The sequence below is a fragment of the Pseudodesulfovibrio alkaliphilus genome (assembly GCF_009729555.1).
GTDB lineage: Bacteria > Desulfobacterota > Desulfovibrionia > Desulfovibrionales > Desulfovibrionaceae > Pseudodesulfovibrio > Pseudodesulfovibrio alkaliphilus.
Window position 1 is genome coordinate 56,032 of sequence record NZ_WODC01000001.1, and the last position, 17,802, is coordinate 73,833.

The window sequence follows — 17,802 nt, forward strand, 5'->3', positions numbered from 1 at the left end:
AACTCTCCAAAAGCTCCTCCCCAAGCCGGCTAACCCCAAAGAGGGTCAATCGCAGGAAGTGATCCACCCATTACCTAAAGAAAGGTAGGATTATCCATGCTGAAACCCTTTGACAGCACCAGCCTGACCACCACGGTCGGCGGCATCGACATCACCATCGAAACGGGCAAGTACGCCCGTCAGGCCAGCGGTGCCGTGACCATCCGGTCCGGCGGCACCGTCATCCTGGTCACCTCCACCACCCAGCCGCTGGAAGTGGACCGTGGCTTCTTCCCCCTGACCTGCAACTACCAGGAAATGGCCTATGCGGCCGGTCGCGTGCCGGGCAACTATTTCCGCCGCGAAGGCCGCCCTTCCGAGCGCGAAACCCTGATCTCCAGGCTCATCGATCGACCCATCCGGCCCCTGTTCGCCAAGGGCTTTGCCGACGAGGTGCAGATCATCGCCACGGTCCTCTCGGCCGACAAGCATGTCAATCCCGACGTGCTGGCCCTGACCGGCGCCTCGGCAGCGACCCACATCTCCAAGATGCCCTTCCTCGGCCCCATCGTGGGCGCTCGTGTCGGGTATGTGGACAAGCAGTTTGTCCTTTTCCCGTCCTACAAGGGGATGGAGGAGCTTTCCAGCCTGAATCTGGTCTTCGCCGCCACACGCGAGGCCATGGTCATGGTCGAAGGCGGGGCCAACTTCGTCAGCGAGGAGCTGGTGGCCGACGCCCTGGCCTGGGGCCACGAACAGGTCCAGCCCCTTTTTGACATTCAGGACGAACTGCGCGCCAAGGTCGGCGTGCCCAAGATGGAAGTCACCCCGCCCAAGCAGGACGAGGAGCTTGTCGCCTTCCTCGGCGAAATCATCACCGACGACCTGCGCACCGCCGTGACCACCCCGGAGAAAATGATCCGCTACGCGGCCAAGGACGCGGCCAAGCAGAAGGCCAAGGAAGCCGTGGCCGAGAAGTTTCCTGACGACGAGGCCAAGCTCAAGGCTGTGGGCGACGTTGTCGCCGACCTGACCAAGAAGATCGTGCGCGAGCGCATCGTCAAGGAAGGGCTGCGCATTGACGGCCGCGACACCACCACGGTGCGCCCCCTCTCCATCGAGACCGGCGTTCTGCCCATGACCCACGGTTCCAGCCTGTTCCGCCGCGGCGAGACCAGCGCCCTGGCCGTGGCCACCCTGGGCTCCACCCGCGACGAGCAGCGCTACGACTCCCTGCTGGGCGACGCCACCAAGCGGTTTATGCTCCACTACAACTTCCCGCCCTATTGCGTGGGCGAAGCCCGCATGCTGCGCGGCACCAGCCGCCGCGAAGTGGGCCACGGCGCCCTGGCCGAACGCGCCATCGCTCCGGTGCTGCCCAACCAGGACGAGTTCCCCTTCACCATCCGTGTGGTCTCGGAGATCATGGAGTCCAACGGCTCCTCGTCCATGGCCTCGGTCTGCGGCGCGACCCTGTCGCTGATGGACGCGGGCGTGCCCATCTCCGCCCCGGTGGCGGGCATCGCCATGGGCCTGTGCAAGGAAGGCGACCAATTCTTCGTGCTCACCGACATCCTCGGCGACGAAGATGCCCTGGGCGACATGGACTTCAAGGTGGCCGGAACCCGCGAGGGCATCACCTCCATCCAGATGGACATCAAGATCTCGGGCATTCCGTCCGAGGTTCTGAAAAAGGCCCTCAGCCAAGCCCGGGACGCCCGTCTGCACATCCTCGACCACATGGCCGAGGTGCTGCCCGAGCCCCGCGCCGAACTCTCCGACCTGGCCCCGCAGATGGCCGTGGTCTACATCGACCCCGAGAAGATCCGCTCGGTCATCGGACCCGGCGGCAAGAACATCAAGGCGATCACCGCCGAAACCGAGGCCGACATCGACATCGAGGATTCCGGCAAGATCTCCATCTTCGCCCCCACCCTCGCCTCCATGGAAAAGGCCAAGGAAATGGTCCTCTACTACGACCAGAAACCCGAGCCGGGCAAGAACTACCTCGGCACGGTGCGCAAGGTGCTCGAAGTGGGCGCCCTTGTCGAAATCCTGCCCGGACAGGAAGGCATGCTCCACGTCTCCCAGCTCGATTTCGAGCGGGTCGAGCGCGTTGAGGACGTGGTCCAGCTCGGTCAGGAGGTCTGGGTCAAGTGCATCGCCCTTGAGCCCGGCGGACGCATCCGCCTCTCCCGCAAGGCATGGCTGATGGAGCAGGCCGGGCAGGAGGTTGACCTTGAGGAGTTCAAGCGCCCCGCTCCACGCGGCGACCGGGACGGCGGACGCCGCGATGATCGCAGCGGACGTGGCCGTCGCGACGACCGCGGGGGCGACCGCGGAGGCCGTGGCCGCCGCTAGACGCTTCCTCTGAATGAAAACAAAGGCGACCGTCCCCGGACGGTCGCCTTTTGCGTTCGAAGATTCTCGGCAGACGCCCTAGCCCACCAGCACGCCCGCGTAGCCCACCACCTGATCGAAATCGCCGGACGCCTCTCCCGAAGTGGCGTAGGCTGCCAAGTGCCCCCAGGTCGCGCCCATTTCCAGAGCCGCGAACAGGGCCACGGTCATGGGCAGCACCCCGCACATGGAGATGGAGTGCGAGCGCACCGTGTCGAACAGGCCCCGCGGATCAAGGGCCAGCACAGCATCAAGGGCCAGCGAGTCGAGCCGCCGGGCCTCGTCGTGGGACACATAATGGCTCATATCCGAGCTGACCACCATGGACACCGGCCTGGAATAGGCCGCAAGGGTCCGGCCAATGGCCCGCCCCACCCCCTCAAGATCGGCAAAGGAGCGAGAGGCCACGGCCAGGGGAACCATGGTCACCAACGGGTCGAGCCGGTGCAAAAAGGGCAGGACGACCTCGATGGAATGCTCGCGCAGGTGGGCGGCCGTGTCCGCCTTGATGCGCTGATCGGCCGCGAGCAGGAGCGAGGCCAGCTCCTGGTCCACGGGAAGGGCTGCGCCCGGAATATGCCAGTTGCCGTCGGGCCAGAGGGCGAATGGAAGGCCAAGGCCGGTATGATTGGGGCCAAGAAGCAGCACAGTGCTGGCCAGCGCCGCCCCCGCCAGGGTCATGCCGCAAACGCCGCCCGAGTAGATGTATCCGGCGTGGGGCACCATGGCCAGAAGGGTCCGGGCGCCCTCGGGTGCGTGCTTTTCAGGAAAACTTTGCGGCGAGAGAAGGCCCTGCACCACCGCACCAAGACGAGCCGGGTCGGCATCGTAGAAACGTCCGGCCACAACGGGCTGTCTGTCCATGACTCTCTCCTTCTCCCTAGCGTGGAGCGGGTGCGTACTGTTGCGCCTTCTGCTCCAACTCATAGGTGTCCAACGCCGATTTCGCCAACTGGGCCTGAAGGCTCTCGGGTTTTTTCTCGACAATGTCGCTCAGGAGCTGCTTCCACTCGTCCATGGCACCTGCCTTGCGATAGATCCGCGCCAGCTTGAACCGGGTCGAGGCCCACTCGGGATTGCCCACGTCAATGTAGCGGTCATACTCCCTGGCCCACTTGAGGGCCTCCTCGTAGCGCCCGGAGCGCTCTGTGGCATAGATGGACATGAGTACGGCGTCCTTGACCTTCTCGGGATCGCCCCGGGTCTGCAACAGCAGGGACAACGCCTCCTGAGCATAGACGAATACCCGACGAAGATCCTGCTCCTCCATGGCCGACTTGGCCATATAGTACATGGCGTAAGCGCGAAAAGCCGGGTCCACCTTGACATCCTTGGCCAGCTCGGCCCACATCACCAGCGCTTTGGACGCCTCCCCGAGATTCTGCAGCGACATGGCCCTGGCGTACTCGAACTGGCGCAGCCGCTCGGGCGACAGGGACCAGTTGGTCCGGGCCATCTCTACCACATCGGCTATCTCCTTCCAGGCCAGCTGGTCGAGATAGATATTCACGGCAAGCCCCAGAGCCTCGTCGGACACGCCGGGCTTCTGCTCTGGCACCAGGTAGGGCCTGATCAGCTCAAGGGCCTTTTCCGGCTTGCCTATCCGCGAGTAGCTGAGGGCCACCTGAAGAATGACCGCATCGTCGACCTTGGTATCTTCCTGCCCGATGAAGTCGTAAGTCTCCCAGTATCTGACGACCCTGCCAAAGCGCTCCTCGGCAACCATGCCGGGCACGGCCAAGGCAAAGACCGAGTCGCCCAGGGAGCGCGCCCTGGCCACCAGCGGACTGGAGGGATACTTCTCTATGAGATCCTGGGCAGCGCCCAGGGCTTCGGGATACTGGCGGTTAAAGGCATACCACATGGCCAGCTTGAGTTGGGCCACCGGGGCCAGCGGGCTGTCCGGGAACTGTTCCACTATCTGTTGGTATATCCGCTCGGGACGCAGGTTGTAAGGCCGATCGAAGACGCTGACCATATCCATCATGGACGGGTCGTCATAGATGCCCTCCTCGGCCAGACGCATGCTGGCCACCAGCCCGCCTTCCTTGGTCGGGAATTCCAGCACGGTCCGCTCATATATCTGCTTTGCCGCGTCCTTTTCACCCAGATGCAAGTAGATGTCGCCGATGCGGGCCAGAACCACATCCGCGCCCTCGCTCTCTGGATTGAGGTTGTAGTAGGTGAAGAAATGGTCCTTGGCCTGAGCCCACTTCTCAAGAGCCATCTCCACACCGCCCGCCAGCCGCAGAAATTCCATGTTTTCCATGTAATAATCCGGCCAGCGTTTATCGATGTAGTCCACGATCTGATAGGCCTGCTCCACGAATCCGGTCCGGTTGAGGGACTGGGCCAGATAATAGGACGCGGGTTTGGCCAACTGGTGCTCGGGATAGGTCTGAATGAGATACTGGAACTGGTCCGCTGCCTTGAGATACTCGCCCCGGCGATAATAGTATTCACCCCAGTAGTAACTGATGGAGGGGATGTTGTCGTCATCGGGGTAATTGTCCTGCAGAACCTTGAAATATGCCTTGGCTTCGGGAAAATTGTTCACCTGGAGGTTGAGCAGGCCGAGGTTGAGCAGGGAGCTGGGCACACGGGTGGATTGAAGATTGGCGTTCATGGCCTCGATGAAGGCCTGGGCGATCTCGCCGAAATGACCTGAGAGGTCATGACCATAAAGCTGTTTCTTGATGTCGGCCACAGCGTAGAGCGTCTCTTCGCGAATATCCAGAGGCACCTCAGGCTGTCTGAGAATATCTTCGAAAAGCGGCAGGGCCTCGCCCAGCTTGCCGCTGAACATGAGGGACTGGGCATCCTGGACCTGCTCGGCCAACTCCCGCTCCCTGATACTTGCCGGAGTTTCGGATTCGGGCTCGGGCAGCGCTTCGGGCGCCGGAGCCTCCTGGGCCAGAGGCTCCACCGTGACCGCCGGGCCCTGCTCTGCCACCTGGGCCGCCTCCTCAGGGCTCAGAACCGGAGGCGGCGCACCCTGCACCACGGCGGGCGGCGCGGCCAGATCTCCGGCCATGCCTTCCTGGTGGGATGGGTCCCCAGGCACCGCCTGAAAGCCATCAGACTCCTGGGTCTGCTCCCGGAATCCCGGGTCGATTTGAACCGCACCGGGAGGCGGCGCAACGTGGCCGCCCACCATGGAACCGTCGGACCCTGGGATGGGCGAGGCGTCCACCACCTGGGCTCCGCCGGAAAACGGACCGGCCAGCTCCGCGAACTTGACCTCATCGGCCGTCCGGTTTTGGGCCCTGAATCGCAGGGCGCTCGATGCCGGATACTCGCCTGTCCGTTCAGGGGAGGCAGCCACCGGAGCGGGGACCTGCGCCCCTGACGCATCAGGGACTGAAGGGACCGGGGCCTCGTCTGAAACAGCCACGTCACCAGGCGGAGCCACCTCGGTGCGCACGGAATAAGGCACGGCAAAGAAGGGGCGGCGGTCGGCGGGAACGCCTGATTCCGGGGGCAGCTGGGTTTCGGCAGGCCCACTCCCTTGCACCGGGACGGCTTCGGAGGTCGGCTCCGCAGCCTCGGCGGGCTCTGCGGTCGGCCTGGGGGCCTGAGCAGCCTCGGACGGCGGACGCCAGCGCGCTCCGATGGGGTCGCGGAAAATCTGAAGCACAAACTCCGGCCTGCCCGGAGTGGGCAGACTGATGAAGCCAAAGGCATCGGTCTTGGTGGTGATGAGGACGCCCTCGTCGTCGGAACGGATGGCCTCCACCAATTTGCCCGGCATATCCTTGGTTCCTGGCCGAGGCTCGGTATCCCAAATGGTCGCCGGGAGTTGGACCCGAAGCTCCCGCGGGCCTGTCCGACGCACTGAATTTTCAGGCAAAGAGCCGGAATCAAAAGAAAAAGTGAGCCTGTCAGAATCCCCCTGAGAGGCAAAATTCACGCGCAGGGCCGCCGCCGGATCAGGCAGGCACAACCAGGCAATCAGGGCCAGCGCAACGGGCCAGGGGGTGAATTTGGCTCTTTTCACAGTCACGTCGAGCAGTTATGCAATTGTCGTGCTACACGGCGCATCGGAGATAATGCAGCCATGGGCGACGGGTCACAGCAGATCCCGTTTCTTCAGCTTCTCAATGAGGGTCGTGCGTTTGATCCCGACCATCTCTGCGGCCTTGTTCTTGACACCGTCACACTGATCCAGCGCCTCTTCCAACAGCCTCCCCTCAATGGTTTCAATGAAGTCCTTGAGCTTGAGCCCCTTGTCCTCCATATCCTTGAGCGTAGGCCAGACAAACCCAGCTGGCCGCAAGGACTCCACTTCGACCACCTTGCGCAGCGGCTTTTCGCCGATGTCGTGAAACATCTTGTCCGGCAGATCCTCGGGCGTGACCTCACCGGCATCGCAGAGGATGGAAAGCCGCTCCATGAAGTTTTCCAGCTCGCGGACATTGCCCGGCCAGGAGTAGGTCAAAAGCATCTCGCGGGCGCGTTCCGAGAGGGTCAGGGGCTTGCGGTCCTTGGTCTTGCAATGGGAGGAAAGAAAATGCTGGGCCAGAAGCAGGATGTCGCCCCCCCTCTCGCGCAGGGGCGGCAGATGCAGAGGGATGACGTTGAGCCGGTAGAAGAGATCCTCGCGGAACCGTCCGGTCCGAACCTCTTCCTCAAGATCGCGATTGGTGGCGGCCACCACGCGAACATCCACCTTCTTGACACAAGTGCCGCCGACCCGCTCGATTTCCTTCTCCTGCAGGGCACGCAAAATCTTGACCTGCAGGCTCAGATCCATCTCGCCTATCTCGTCGAGAAAAATGGTACCGCCGTCTGCCAGCTCGAACCGGCCCGGACGGGTGCGGATGGCGTGGGTGAAGGCGCCCTTCTCGTGGCCGAACAATTCGGATTCAAGAAGCTCCCGCGGAATGGCCCCGCAATTGATGGGCACAAAGGCGTTGTCGCGGCGGGTGCTGTTGCGGTGCAGGGCGCGCACCAACAGCTCCTTGCCCGTGCCGGATTCGCCGGTAACGAGCACGGTGCTGTCCGTAGGCGCGACCTTGGCCAGCACCTTGAACACTTGGGCCAGGGCGGAACTGCCGCCGATGATGCCATCCAATTTGAGCATCACTTCTCCTTGCGTAATGGCGTGGAAATTCTGCCAAAGGGGGCTGCCCCGCATGGCCTTATCTGCACCTTGACCATCACTGTCAACAAAATGACGGCGTGTCAACAGGTCCGGACAACATTGGCCCGCTTAAGAACCTGCGCCGGAGCTGTGAGAGGGAATGGATATCCGGTGAAACGACACTGGACCTCAGCGGGGGATGTCAACAGTATCAACGGCCTTGATGGCCTGGTTTACGCGCTCGATGACACTGGCAGGCACTCCTCGGCTGAACATGAGGTGGCGCATGTTGCCCGAAGGGATGTCCGGCAGGGCTCTGCTGCCAAATATATCCGCGGGCAGTCCGTTGACACGGATCAGGGAATCCTTCTCTTCTGGAGCGACAAGGATGCAGTCGAACCGCTCCATGGCCAGCATGCGGACCAGTTGGGCGTAATCGCCATTAACCCGTGCCATGCCTGGACGTGCCCGGGCGATGGCCTCGTCAACCGGCGCACCCAGCGAATACCCTTCAAGCACTCCCAAGCTGATGGAGTGGTCGGCAAGAATACCGGCCAGGGTATGCGTGCTGTCCCATATGTCGTTGTTGTTGATCAGATAAAGCACTTCCAACGGCTTGTTTTGGTATATCGGCCGGGAGAATTGTGCATACTGTTCCCGCTGCGGGGTTTTGAACCAGCCGATGGAACAGACCGGCTCCTCGGAGTGCATGAGTTGCAGAATCCGCTTGGCGGGCATGGACTGGAACCTGGGTTTGATCCCGGCCACGCGCAGGATGTTGGCCGTCTTGCGCAGCAGGAAGCCTTCCGGCCTGCCGGTGGAAGTGGTGTAATAATAGGGAGGGAACTCGAGATACACGACCAGAAGGGTGTCGCCGTCCTCATTGGCCGACGCGGACAGCGGTACGGCCATCAGGCACAGGACAAGGGCAAGCAGACGAAAGGCGATACGCATACGATCCCCGTGAGCTGGTTGTATCCCATCCAGACACAGGCTAGCCCAATCGTCAGAAAATGAAAAGCCCGGACCGGCCGGGCTGTATTCATCACTTTATGGACGGCGATTCCTACGCCCGGCGCAGGATCTCCTTGGCCGGAACCAGGGCCGTGGCGGCCGCGCCCACGATATTGCCCGCCACCCCGGGGCCGTCGCCCGCCACAAAGAGGCCCTCAACGGCTGTCTCCAGGTGTGCACGGGTTTCCACCTGGGTGGCGAAAAACTTGATCTCCGGGGCATAGAGCAGTGTCTCGTCGTTGGACACGCCGGGCACCACATTGTTGAGCTTCTCCAGGCCGTCCATGAGGTTGGTCAGAATACGCTCGGGCAGGGCCATGGCGATATCGCCGGGAATGGCGTTCTTCATGGTCGGCTCAATGTAGCTGTGGCGGATACGGTCCCAGGTGGAGCGGCGGCCCCGGCGCAGGTCGCCGTACCGTTGCAGGATGGGCTTGCCTCCGCCGATCAGGGTGGCCAGCCTCCCGATGGCCTCACCGTAAGCCTGATTGTCCTCCACCGGATCGTTGAGCACAACCTTGGAGAGGAAGGCGAAGTTGGTGTTGTCGGACTTGGTGTTCATGAGCGCGTGCCCGTTGACGCAGACGAAATCCTGATAGTTCTCCAGGGCCACGAATCCGCCGTAGTTGGTGCAAAAGGTGCGGGTCAGATCGTCGTACTTGGTGGTGCGCACGAAAAAGGTCGGGTCGTAGATGACCGAGCAGATGTCCTGCATGATCTCGTTGTGCACCTCCACCCGCACCCCCACCTCGATACCGCGCTGAGAGACCTCGATGCCGTGTTTGCGCACCAATGAGCCCACCCACTCGGCCCCCACCCGGCCCGGCGCCAGGATGACGTTCCTTGCCGTATATTCCTGCCGGTTGGTGATCACCCCGGTGACGCGGCCGTGGCTGACCGACACATCCTTGACCGTCTCCGAGGTGTGGAAGGTCACGCCCCTGTCCTGGATATACTCGGCCATGGCCGCGATATGGCCGGGCAGATTGTCGCTGCCCAGGTGCTTCTGCTTGATGACCAGCAGGTCGATGCCCACCCTGCGGGCCTGCTTGCGGATTTCCTCGGCCTTGGTCATGTCCGTGGGGAAGACCTTGCCGTCCATGTTGAAGCGGTTGAAGATGGCCTCGGTCTCGTCGATGAGCGCCCTGGCCTCGGACACGCCCATGAACTGGGTCAGGTCGGTCTTGCCCAGGGTATGGATGAAATTGAGCTTGCCGTCGGAGAAGAGCCCTGCCCCGCCGATGCCGCTGAGAATGTTGCAGGGGCGGCACTTGATGCACTCCTGGTCGCCGGAAATGGGACAGTTGCGGGCCAGGGGCCGCTTGCCCTTTTCGATGACCAGCACGTCGAGCTCGCCGTGCTCGGCCAGATGGTATGCGGCAAAAAGCCCTGCCGGGCCACCGCCCACGATGATAACGTCGAAATCGGTCCTGACGGTCTTGTTCATTTTCTTCCTCTCGGGTTGAGCGCAAGTATGGCCCGCGTTGCGCCGCACCGGATTCGCAGTGCACACAAACGGGCCATTATCTACCGTAAGACACGGGATGCGGAACTGTCAAGCCGGGATCAGACAATCATGTTCAACAGATGGCCGGTCATCTCCTCGGAGGCGCGGACCACCGCCGTATTAGCCGAAAAGGCGTGGCCCGTGGTGATCATGTCCACCATCTCGGTGGCGATGTCGGTGTTGGCCCCCTCCACTCCGCCGATGAAGGGCGCGGGCGCGGAACTCTCGCGAATGGCCGAAACGCGGACACCCTGGTCCCCGGGACCGGATTCGAGCGTCACCGAACTGGCCCTGAAGCCCTCGGTGTTGACGTTGGCGATGTTGTTGGCCGAGACCTGCTGGACCGTTGAGAGCGCCGAGAGCGCGGAAAGGCTGATGTCGGACATGTTGTGAGACCCCCTCTTCGGCTTCGGGGAAGCAGCCAGGAATAACCATACCCTGTCCCGACGCGGGAGGCAAGCCGCCTAGAAGGTGGCCGAGCCGGGCCAGGCCAGGATAAACACGTTGGCCTCGCCGAAGAGACGCCGGGTCAGCGTCTTGATCTGACCGCTCAGGTCGCGATCCGCGCCAACGACAAAGGCGATGTTCTCCTCGTGGACGATGCCCTCGGGGTGCATCTTGCCGCCGCGAGACGGGCCGAGTTCGGTATAGCCGCCCGCAAGACGGATCAGTTCGGCCCGGAATTCGACCAGGGCCGGCCCAGGGTCAGAGCCGTCTGGCATGACCGCGGGGATCACGGTGAAGTGGACGTGGCAGGGCTTGGCCTCCCCTGCACGGGCCTCGGTCACGCAAAGGGCAAAGGCAACGGTCATCAGAACCAGGGTGAGCATGGCAATGCGTTTCATGATCGACTCCTCGGGTCGGTGATTATCCCTCCCCTTACACGGATCAACCCCCGCTTTCAATAACCGCGAAGGCCGAGTGATTGTGGATGGACTCGAAGCTCTCCACCTCCACGCGGTACCAGCGGATCTGGGGATGTTCCTCCAGTCCCTGGGCTGCGGCGCGGACCACGTCCTCCACAAAGGCGGGGTTGGCGAAGGCGTGTTCAGTGACAAACTTTTCGTCCTCGCGCTTGAGCAGCGAGTAAACCGGGCACGACCCGGCCCGCTCACCGATTTCGATGATGTCCTCAAGCCAGAGGAAGCCCTTGAACCGGGTCTGAATGCGTACCTCGGCCCGTTGGGAGTGGGCACCCTCGTCCGAGATGGCCTTGGAGCAGGGGCATACGGTCATGACCGGTACGTCCGCGCCCAGAGTGAAGGTCAGGGTGTCGTCGCGGTATTCGCCGTCCACCCGGCAGGTGTAGTCCATGAGGCAGTCGGCCCCGCTCACGGGCGACTTGCGCCGCAGGAAGTACGGGAACACGAAGCGCACATGGGCGCTGCGGGCCTGGAGCCGCCCCACGATGTCGTCGAGCAGGGTCAGGAAGGTGTTGTAGTCCAGCTCGCCGGACCAATGCTCCAGGGCCTCCACGAACCGGCTCATGTGCGTCCCCTTGAACTCGGCAGGCAGGTCCACGGACAGGGAGACCTGGGCCACGGTGTGTTGGATGCCCGACTCGCGGTCGCGGACGATGATGGGCAGCCGAAGCCCCTTGACGCCCACCCGGTCGATGGGCATGGCGATGTCCGCCACATGCTTTTGTACGTCTTCCATGTCTCTTTCTTCCGTTATCTCCGGGCACGGGGACACGACGGACGTGACCACGCCGGAAGAGGGTGAAGCCGTGCCGCCGAAGCGTTGTCGGCGGGCCGGGCTAAATGAGGTCCTTGCCCGTGGTGGTCAGGGCAAGATTGCCGTGTTTGACGCCTTTGGTTGAGATGAGTTGCTGCCCCAGAGTCTTGATGGCGTCGGCGTCGCCTTTGAGAATGATCACCTCAAGGCAGTTGTGGTGGTCCAGATGGACATGCAGGGACGACTGGATGACCTGATGGTGATCGTGCTGGATCTCTGTCAGCTTCTGCGAGAGGCCCGACTTGTGGTGGTCGTAGACCAGGGTGAGGGTTCCGGCAAGATCCCCTTCGGCCTGCTCCCATTCGCGTTGGACCAGAGTGTTGCGAATCAGGTCGCGGATGGCCTCGGAGCGGGTCTGATAGCTGCGCTCCTCGCAGTGCTGGTCGAATTTTTCCAGCAGTTCAGAATCCAGAGACACGCCGAAACGAATGGTCTTGCCCATGCTTCCCTCCGATCAGGTTGCGTTCAGGGTATGGTCATTTCCCACAAATTTACCGTGGCGTTCTGGCCGCACAGGACCACTTTCTCCACCGTCAGCAGTTCGGCCGAAAAACCATGACGCCGCACCATCTCCCACACCGGCCTGGACACGCTGCGCACCGGCTCGCCGATCCATATCCTGCCGCCTGGGGCCAGGGCTTGGCGAAACAGACGGATGATCGGCTCAAAGAACCGCTTTTCGTAGAGCACATCGCCGCCCCATATAAAGTCGAAGCCGTTGACGCGCACGGCAGGCTCGCGCCAGTCCATAAGCGTCCACAACGGCTGGGGAACACTGTTCAGGGCCGCGTTGCCACGGGCGAATCGCACGGCGGGCCACTCGTAGTCAAAGGCCACCACCCGCGCTCCGGCATGGCTGGCAAGGATGCCGGTCAGTCCCAGACCGCAACCCATATCCAGGCAGGGCCTGCCGCGCAGCGTATCCGCGTTGCGCAGAATATGCCGCCCCAGCAGTACGCTGGCGGGCCAGACCTCGGCCCAGTAAGGCAGCCGCTCGTCCTCGCCCATGTCGCCCTCGCCCATCCGATCCCACAGCGCCTCCATGTCGGCCTCGCGCTCGAGAACCCACACCCTGCCGCCAACCTCCACGGACACACGCGAAGGACAGTCTGGCTGGTTTCCCATGTTGGACGCGGCTTCACGGCCGTCGACAGTAGAATCGCCAATCATACGCATGAAGGAGGGTACATGCGCAACGTGCCATGGTCAACGGTGTTCGTATCACTTTATACCACACCATGAGACATCCTCTGGCAAGTGGATGGGTGTCATATTTTTGGCGACCGACACACAAAATTCGGAAAATGGACATACGGGCAGAAAAAGCGTCATATTTTTTACTATTTCCAACGGCATTGGAGCGTGGTACGTTTACAGGATAGCTTTTGTCGATCAGCTTTCTTCCGACATATTATTTTTAAGGAGATGAACCACCATGATTCCCGACAATCTTCTCTACGCCAAATCCCATGAATGGTGCCGCATCGAGGGCGATGTGGCCACGGTGGGCATCACCCACTTCGCCCAGGAGCAACTGGGCGATTTGACCTTCGTGGAACTGCCCGGAGTGGGTGACACCTTCGAGGCCGGAGCCGAGATGGGCTCGGTCGAGTCTGTCAAGGCGGCCAGCGAGATATACGCCCCGGTGGCGGGCGAAGTCATCGAGATAAACGAGTCGCTGGAAGACGCCCCGGAAAAGGTCAACGAGGCTCCCTACGGCGACGGCTGGCTGCTCAAGTTCCGCATCGCGGCCGCTCCCGAGGGGTTGCTCGATGCCAGGGGCTACGCCGCCGTGGTCGAGTCCGAGAGCCACTAGCGCCACATTTTCGGCCGGAGCGCACCTGCTCCGGCCGCTTTGATTTTCACCACCACCCAGCAGGTATAGCCCATGCCCTATGTTCCCCATACCGAAGATGAAGTCAGGGAAATGCTCGCCGCCATCGGAGTCGCCTCCATCGGCGACCTCTTTGCCGAGATCTCGGCCGAGATGCGCCCGGCCAGCTTCGACATCCCCGAAGGATTGAGCGAGATGGAAGTCCTGGCCAGGCTGGAAGCCCTGGCTGGCAAAAACGCCATTGACCGCACCAGCTTCCTCGGGGCCGGATTCTACGACCATTACATCCCGGCCGCGGTGGACGCACTGACCATGCGCGGCGAATTCTACACCGCCTACACGCCTTACCAGCCCGAGGCATCCCAGGGAACGCTCCAGGCCATCTTCGAATACCAGACCGCCGTAACCCGGCTGCTGGGCATGGAATGCGCCAACGCCTCGGTCTACGACGGAGGAACCGCGCTCTACGAGGCGCTGATGATGGCGGTACGCAAAACCAGGCGGCGCAAGATCATCGTCTCCGAGGGGCTCAACCCCATCTACCGGGTCATGCTCGGCTCCTATACCTCGAACCTGGACCTTGAGCTTGTCACCGTTCCCCATCTTGACGGCCAGACCGACCTGGCCGGACTTACGGCGGCCCTGGACGATGACACCGCCGCCGTGCTCGTCCAGAATCCGAATTTCTTCGGGGCCATCAACGACTTCACCGACCTCTTTGCCGCTGCCAGGGCCAGAGGGGCCGTGGCCGTCATCTCGGCCTACCCCGTGCTCCAGGCCCTGCTCAAGACACCGGGCGAAATGGGCGCGGCCGTGGCCGTGGCCGAGGGCCAGTCCCTGGGGCTGCCCCTGTCCTTCGGCGGCCCCTACCTTGGCATCATGACCTGCACCAAGGAGATGATCCGCCAGATGCCCGGCCGTATCGTGGGCCGCACCGTGGACGACGAAGGCCGCACCGGCTACGTGCTGACACTGCAAGCCCGCGAGCAGCACATCCGCCGCCAGAAGGCCACCTCAAACATCTGCTCCAACCAGTCCCTGTGCGCCCTGCGGGCCTTGGTACACATGTGCGCCCTCGGCGAACTGGGGCTTAAACGCGCTGCCCGACTCTCGGTGGAACGCGCCCACCTCTGCGCTGAACGGCTCACGGCCATCCCCGGCGTGTCCATGCTCACCAAGGGCCCCTTTGGCAACGAATTCGCCGTGAACCTGCCGGTCAACGCCTTTACGGTCATCGCCCGGTTGACTGAACGGGGCTTTGTACCCGGATTTCCGCTGGGCAGGTATTACGAAGGACTGGAAAACGGCCTACTCGTGGCCTGCACCGAAAAGACCAGCGAGGAGCAGATCGGCATCTTCGCCGAAATGCTCCGGGGGGTGCTCAGATGAAGACAATATTCGACACATCCGTGGCCGGCCGAGAAGGATGCTGGCCCTGCGAAGGCAAGTCCGAGGAGGCGTTCATCCCGTCCGACCTTCTGCGCCGGGGCGACATAGGGCTGCCCTCGGCCTCGGAGCTTGACGTGGTACGCCACTTCACCCGGCTCTCCCAACGCAATTTCGGGGTGGACGGCAACTTCTACCCGCTCGGCTCGTGCACCATGAAATACAACCCCAAGTTCACCGAGGTGGCGGCCGCCCTGCCCGGCTTCACCCGGCTGCACCCGGTGCTGCCCCAGCTCCAGGGCGCGGGCGGCCAATGCCAGGGAGCCCTTGAGGTCATGCACGAAACCGAGCGGCTGCTCTGCGAGATCACGGGCATGCACGCCTTCACCCTGCACCCCATGGCCGGGGCCCACGGCGAACTGACCGGCGTCATGCTCATGGCCGCCTATCACAAGGACAAGGGCAACAGGAAAACCAAGATCATCGTACCCGACTCGGCCCACGGCACCAACCCGGCCTCTGCGGCCATCGCGGGCTACACCGTGGTTTCGGTGGAGTCTGTGGACGGCATTGTGGACCCGGCCGCCCTGGCCGCGGTGCTGGATGACGAGGTGGCGGGCATGATGATGACCTGCCCCAACACGCTGGGCCTGTTCGAGAAGAACCTGCCCGAGATCGTCCGCCTGCTGCGAGAGGTGGACGCCCTGCTCTACTACGACGGAGCCAACCTCAACGCGGTCATGGGAAAGATGCGCGTAGGCGACGTGGGCTTCGACATCGTCCACCTCAACCTGCACAAGACCTTCGCCACCCCCCACGGCGGCGGCGGTCCCGGCTCTGGCCCGGTGGGCGTGTGCGAAAAACTTGAACCCTTCCTGCCCATCTCGCGGGTGGTCAAGCTCGAAGACGGCCAGTTCTTCCTCGACTACGACTACCCGAAATCCATCGGCTACGTGGCACCTTTCTACGGCAACTTCGGCGTTGTGCTCAAGGCGTATGCCTACATCCTGCGCCTGGGCCGCGCCGGGCTGATTCGGGCCACGGAAAACGCCGTGCTGGCGGCCAACTACATGCGCAAGCGGCTTGAGAAACACTTCGAGATTCCCTTCAACCGCATCTGCATGCACGAATTCGTTGCCAGCGCGGCCGAACAGGCCAAAACCGGCGTACGCGCCCTGGACATTGCCAAGGCGCTCCTGGACAAGGGATACCACGCCCCCACGGTCTATTTCCCGCTCATCGTGCCGGAATCCATCATGATCGAGCCCACCGAGACAGAGAACAAGGAGACCCTGGACCAGTTCATCGACGCCCTCATCAGTATCGCCGAGCTGGCGGCCACAGACCCGGCAGCCGTTCAGGCCGCTCCGCGCACCCTGCCGGTCTCCCGTCTCGACGAGACCCGCGCCGCCCGCGCCATGGAGCTGACCGATGACCTATGATCTCGTGGTCCTGGGCGGAGGTCCGGGCGGATTCGACGCGGCAGTGGCCGCGGCCGGGCATGGCCTGAAGGTCGCCCTGGTGGAAAAGGGCTTTCTCGGCGGCACCTGCCTCAACCGGGGCTGCATCCCCACCAAGCTGTGGCTGGGCGCCACGTCCGCCATCGACGAATTGCACAACCAGGCCAGAATGAAGGTCGCCTCGGGCGAGGTGGTCGTGGACTTCCCAGCCCTCCAGGCCCGCGTGACCAAACATCTGGCGGGCACACGCAAGGCCATGGTCATGCAGCTTGGCAAGCTCGGCGTGGAGTTGGTGGAAGGAATGGGCAGACTGGCGGGCCAAGGCACGGTGGAGGTCGAGACGGCCGACGGAACCAGGACGCTTACATCCGCCAATGTCGTCATTGCCACCGGGTCCAAGCCCATCTTCTTTCCGGGCCTTGAGCCGGACGGTGAGTGCGTGCTCGACTCGGACATGTTCCTGGCCATGAAGACCATGCCCGCCTCCCTCATCGTGGTCGGGGCAGGCTTCATCGGCCTTGAGATGGCCCAGGTGGCCCACCGCCTCGGGGCCAGGGTCACGGTCATCGACGCCATGGACCGGGTTGCCCCGCTGGAAGACCCCGAGGTCTCGGCCGCCCTCCTGACCATCTTCAAGCGGTGGAAATGGGACGTACTGCTCGACAAACGGGTATCCGGCGTCCGAACCGCAGACGGCCAAGGCGAGCTGACCCTGGACACAGGCGAGAAGCTCGCGGCCGACATCATCCTGGTGGCCGTGGGACGCGGCCCGACGACCGACGGGCTCGGCCTCGAAACCGTGGGCATCGCCACCCCCATGCGGCGCATCGAGGTGGATGACCGCCTCCGGGCCGCGCCGGGCATCCACGCCGTGGGCGATGTCAACGGCATCATCCAGCTGGCTCACGCCGCATCGCATCAGGGCCATTACGTGGCCGCCCTGGTGGCCGGAAAGACCGACGCCCCCTACGACTCCGGGCCGGTGCCCAGTGTGCTCTACGGCGCACCCGAGGTCATGCGCGTGGGCCGCATGGAGAGCGAAGTCCACCTGGCCGACGAGGGGTGCGAGGTTTCCCGCGCTCCCCTGGCAGCCAATCCCATGGCCCAGGCCCATGCCGCCACCCAGGGATTCGTCAAGGTGATCTGGGCCAAAGGCCGCGTGGCAGGGATCACGGCCGTGGGCCACGATGTGTCCCGCCTGACCACCCCGGCCACCATGATCGTGCGCCAGGGCTGGACCGCCGACGACCTGCACTCCATCGTCTTCCCCCATCCCTCCCTGGATGAATCGCTGCTGGCCGCGCTTCAGGCCGGACGTACCCCGGTGGAATAACCCGCACCCCACATCCGAGAGCACAAAGAGGGGAAGGCCATGGCGGCCCTCCCCTCTTTTTCGCCGTGT

15 protein-coding genes are annotated in these 17,802 nt (G+C 63.1%); 5 read left to right on the forward strand and 10 right to left on the reverse strand.

What is annotated here, in order from left to right:
• Positions 1 to 96: 96 nt before the first annotated feature.
• Positions 97 to 2,340 (forward strand): polyribonucleotide nucleotidyltransferase, encoded by a 2,244-nt coding sequence (pnp, locus tag GKC30_RS00275; protein ID WP_155931422.1) that lies wholly within the window; start codon positions 97 to 99, stop codon positions 2,338 to 2,340.
• 78 nt (positions 2,341 to 2,418) lie between these two features.
• Here the strand turns inward: pnp and amrB are convergent, their stop codons facing one another.
• From amrB to GKC30_RS00325, 10 genes are all read right to left on the reverse strand, one after another.
• Positions 2,419 to 3,243, reverse strand: coding sequence for an AmmeMemoRadiSam system protein B (gene amrB / locus GKC30_RS00280; protein ID WP_155931423.1), 825 nt, complete (start codon positions 3,241 to 3,243; stop codon positions 2,419 to 2,421).
• Positions 3,244 to 3,259: 16 nt separating this feature from the next.
• Complete coding sequence (locus tag GKC30_RS00285; RefSeq protein ID WP_231116976.1) at positions 3,260 to 6,130, reverse strand: tetratricopeptide repeat protein; 2,871 nt, start codon at positions 6,128 to 6,130, stop codon at positions 3,260 to 3,262.
• A 318-nt stretch (positions 6,131 to 6,448) separates the two neighbouring features.
• Complete coding sequence (locus tag GKC30_RS00290) at positions 6,449 to 7,465, reverse strand: sigma-54 interaction domain-containing protein (protein ID WP_367613891.1); 1,017 nt, start codon at positions 7,463 to 7,465, stop codon at positions 6,449 to 6,451.
• Between the two features lie 186 nt (positions 7,466 to 7,651).
• Positions 7,652 to 8,416 (reverse strand): substrate-binding periplasmic protein, encoded by a 765-nt coding sequence (locus GKC30_RS00295; RefSeq protein WP_155931426.1) that lies wholly within the window; start codon positions 8,414 to 8,416, stop codon positions 7,652 to 7,654.
• 112 nt (positions 8,417 to 8,528) lie between these two features.
• Positions 8,529 to 9,923 (reverse strand): NAD(P)/FAD-dependent oxidoreductase, encoded by a 1,395-nt coding sequence (locus GKC30_RS00300; protein ID WP_155931427.1) that lies wholly within the window; start codon positions 9,921 to 9,923, stop codon positions 8,529 to 8,531.
• 119 nt (positions 9,924 to 10,042) lie between these two features.
• Positions 10,043 to 10,369: a flagellar basal body rod C-terminal domain-containing protein gene (locus tag GKC30_RS00305; RefSeq protein WP_155931428.1), complete on the reverse strand. Its 327-nt coding sequence runs from the start codon at positions 10,367 to 10,369 to the stop codon at positions 10,043 to 10,045.
• Positions 10,370 to 10,447: 78 nt separating this feature from the next.
• Complete coding sequence (locus tag GKC30_RS00310; RefSeq protein ID WP_155931429.1) at positions 10,448 to 10,828, reverse strand: hypothetical protein; 381 nt, start codon at positions 10,826 to 10,828, stop codon at positions 10,448 to 10,450.
• 43 nt (positions 10,829 to 10,871) lie between these two features.
• Complete coding sequence (gene folE2 / locus GKC30_RS00315) at positions 10,872 to 11,642, reverse strand: GTP cyclohydrolase FolE2 (RefSeq protein ID WP_155931430.1); 771 nt, start codon at positions 11,640 to 11,642, stop codon at positions 10,872 to 10,874.
• A gap of 100 nt (positions 11,643 to 11,742) precedes the next feature.
• On the reverse strand, positions 11,743 to 12,162 hold the full coding sequence (gene nikR, locus GKC30_RS00320) for a nickel-responsive transcriptional regulator NikR (protein WP_155931431.1): 420 nt from the start codon (positions 12,160 to 12,162) through the stop codon (positions 11,743 to 11,745).
• Between the two features lie 23 nt (positions 12,163 to 12,185).
• Positions 12,186 to 12,845, reverse strand: coding sequence for a class I SAM-dependent methyltransferase (locus tag GKC30_RS00325; protein ID WP_155931432.1), 660 nt, complete (start codon positions 12,843 to 12,845; stop codon positions 12,186 to 12,188).
• A 310-nt stretch (positions 12,846 to 13,155) separates the two neighbouring features.
• On the opposite strand from GKC30_RS00325, the gene gcvH reads away from it, so the two are divergent.
• The 4 genes from gcvH to GKC30_RS00345 all read left to right on the forward strand — a co-directional run bounded on the left by gcvH (position 13,156) and on the right by GKC30_RS00345 (position 17,733).
• On the forward strand, positions 13,156 to 13,536 hold the full coding sequence (gene gcvH, locus GKC30_RS00330; RefSeq protein ID WP_155931433.1) for a glycine cleavage system protein GcvH: 381 nt from the start codon (positions 13,156 to 13,158) through the stop codon (positions 13,534 to 13,536).
• A 72-nt stretch (positions 13,537 to 13,608) separates the two neighbouring features.
• Positions 13,609 to 14,943: an aminomethyl-transferring glycine dehydrogenase subunit GcvPA gene (gene gcvPA / locus GKC30_RS00335; RefSeq protein WP_155931434.1), complete on the forward strand. Its 1,335-nt coding sequence runs from the start codon at positions 13,609 to 13,611 to the stop codon at positions 14,941 to 14,943.
• Positions 14,940 to 16,382, forward strand: a complete 1,443-nt coding sequence (gene gcvPB / locus GKC30_RS00340; RefSeq protein WP_155931435.1) for an aminomethyl-transferring glycine dehydrogenase subunit GcvPB — start codon at positions 14,940 to 14,942, stop codon at positions 16,380 to 16,382. The genes gcvPA and gcvPB overlap by 4 nt, the downstream gene beginning before the upstream one ends.
• Entirely contained in the window at positions 16,372 to 17,733 is a 1,362-nt protein-coding gene (locus GKC30_RS00345) for a dihydrolipoyl dehydrogenase family protein (RefSeq protein WP_155931436.1), read from the forward strand. Before gcvPB ends, GKC30_RS00345 begins: the two co-directional genes overlap by 11 nt.
• Positions 17,734 to 17,802: the final 69 nt, after the last annotated feature.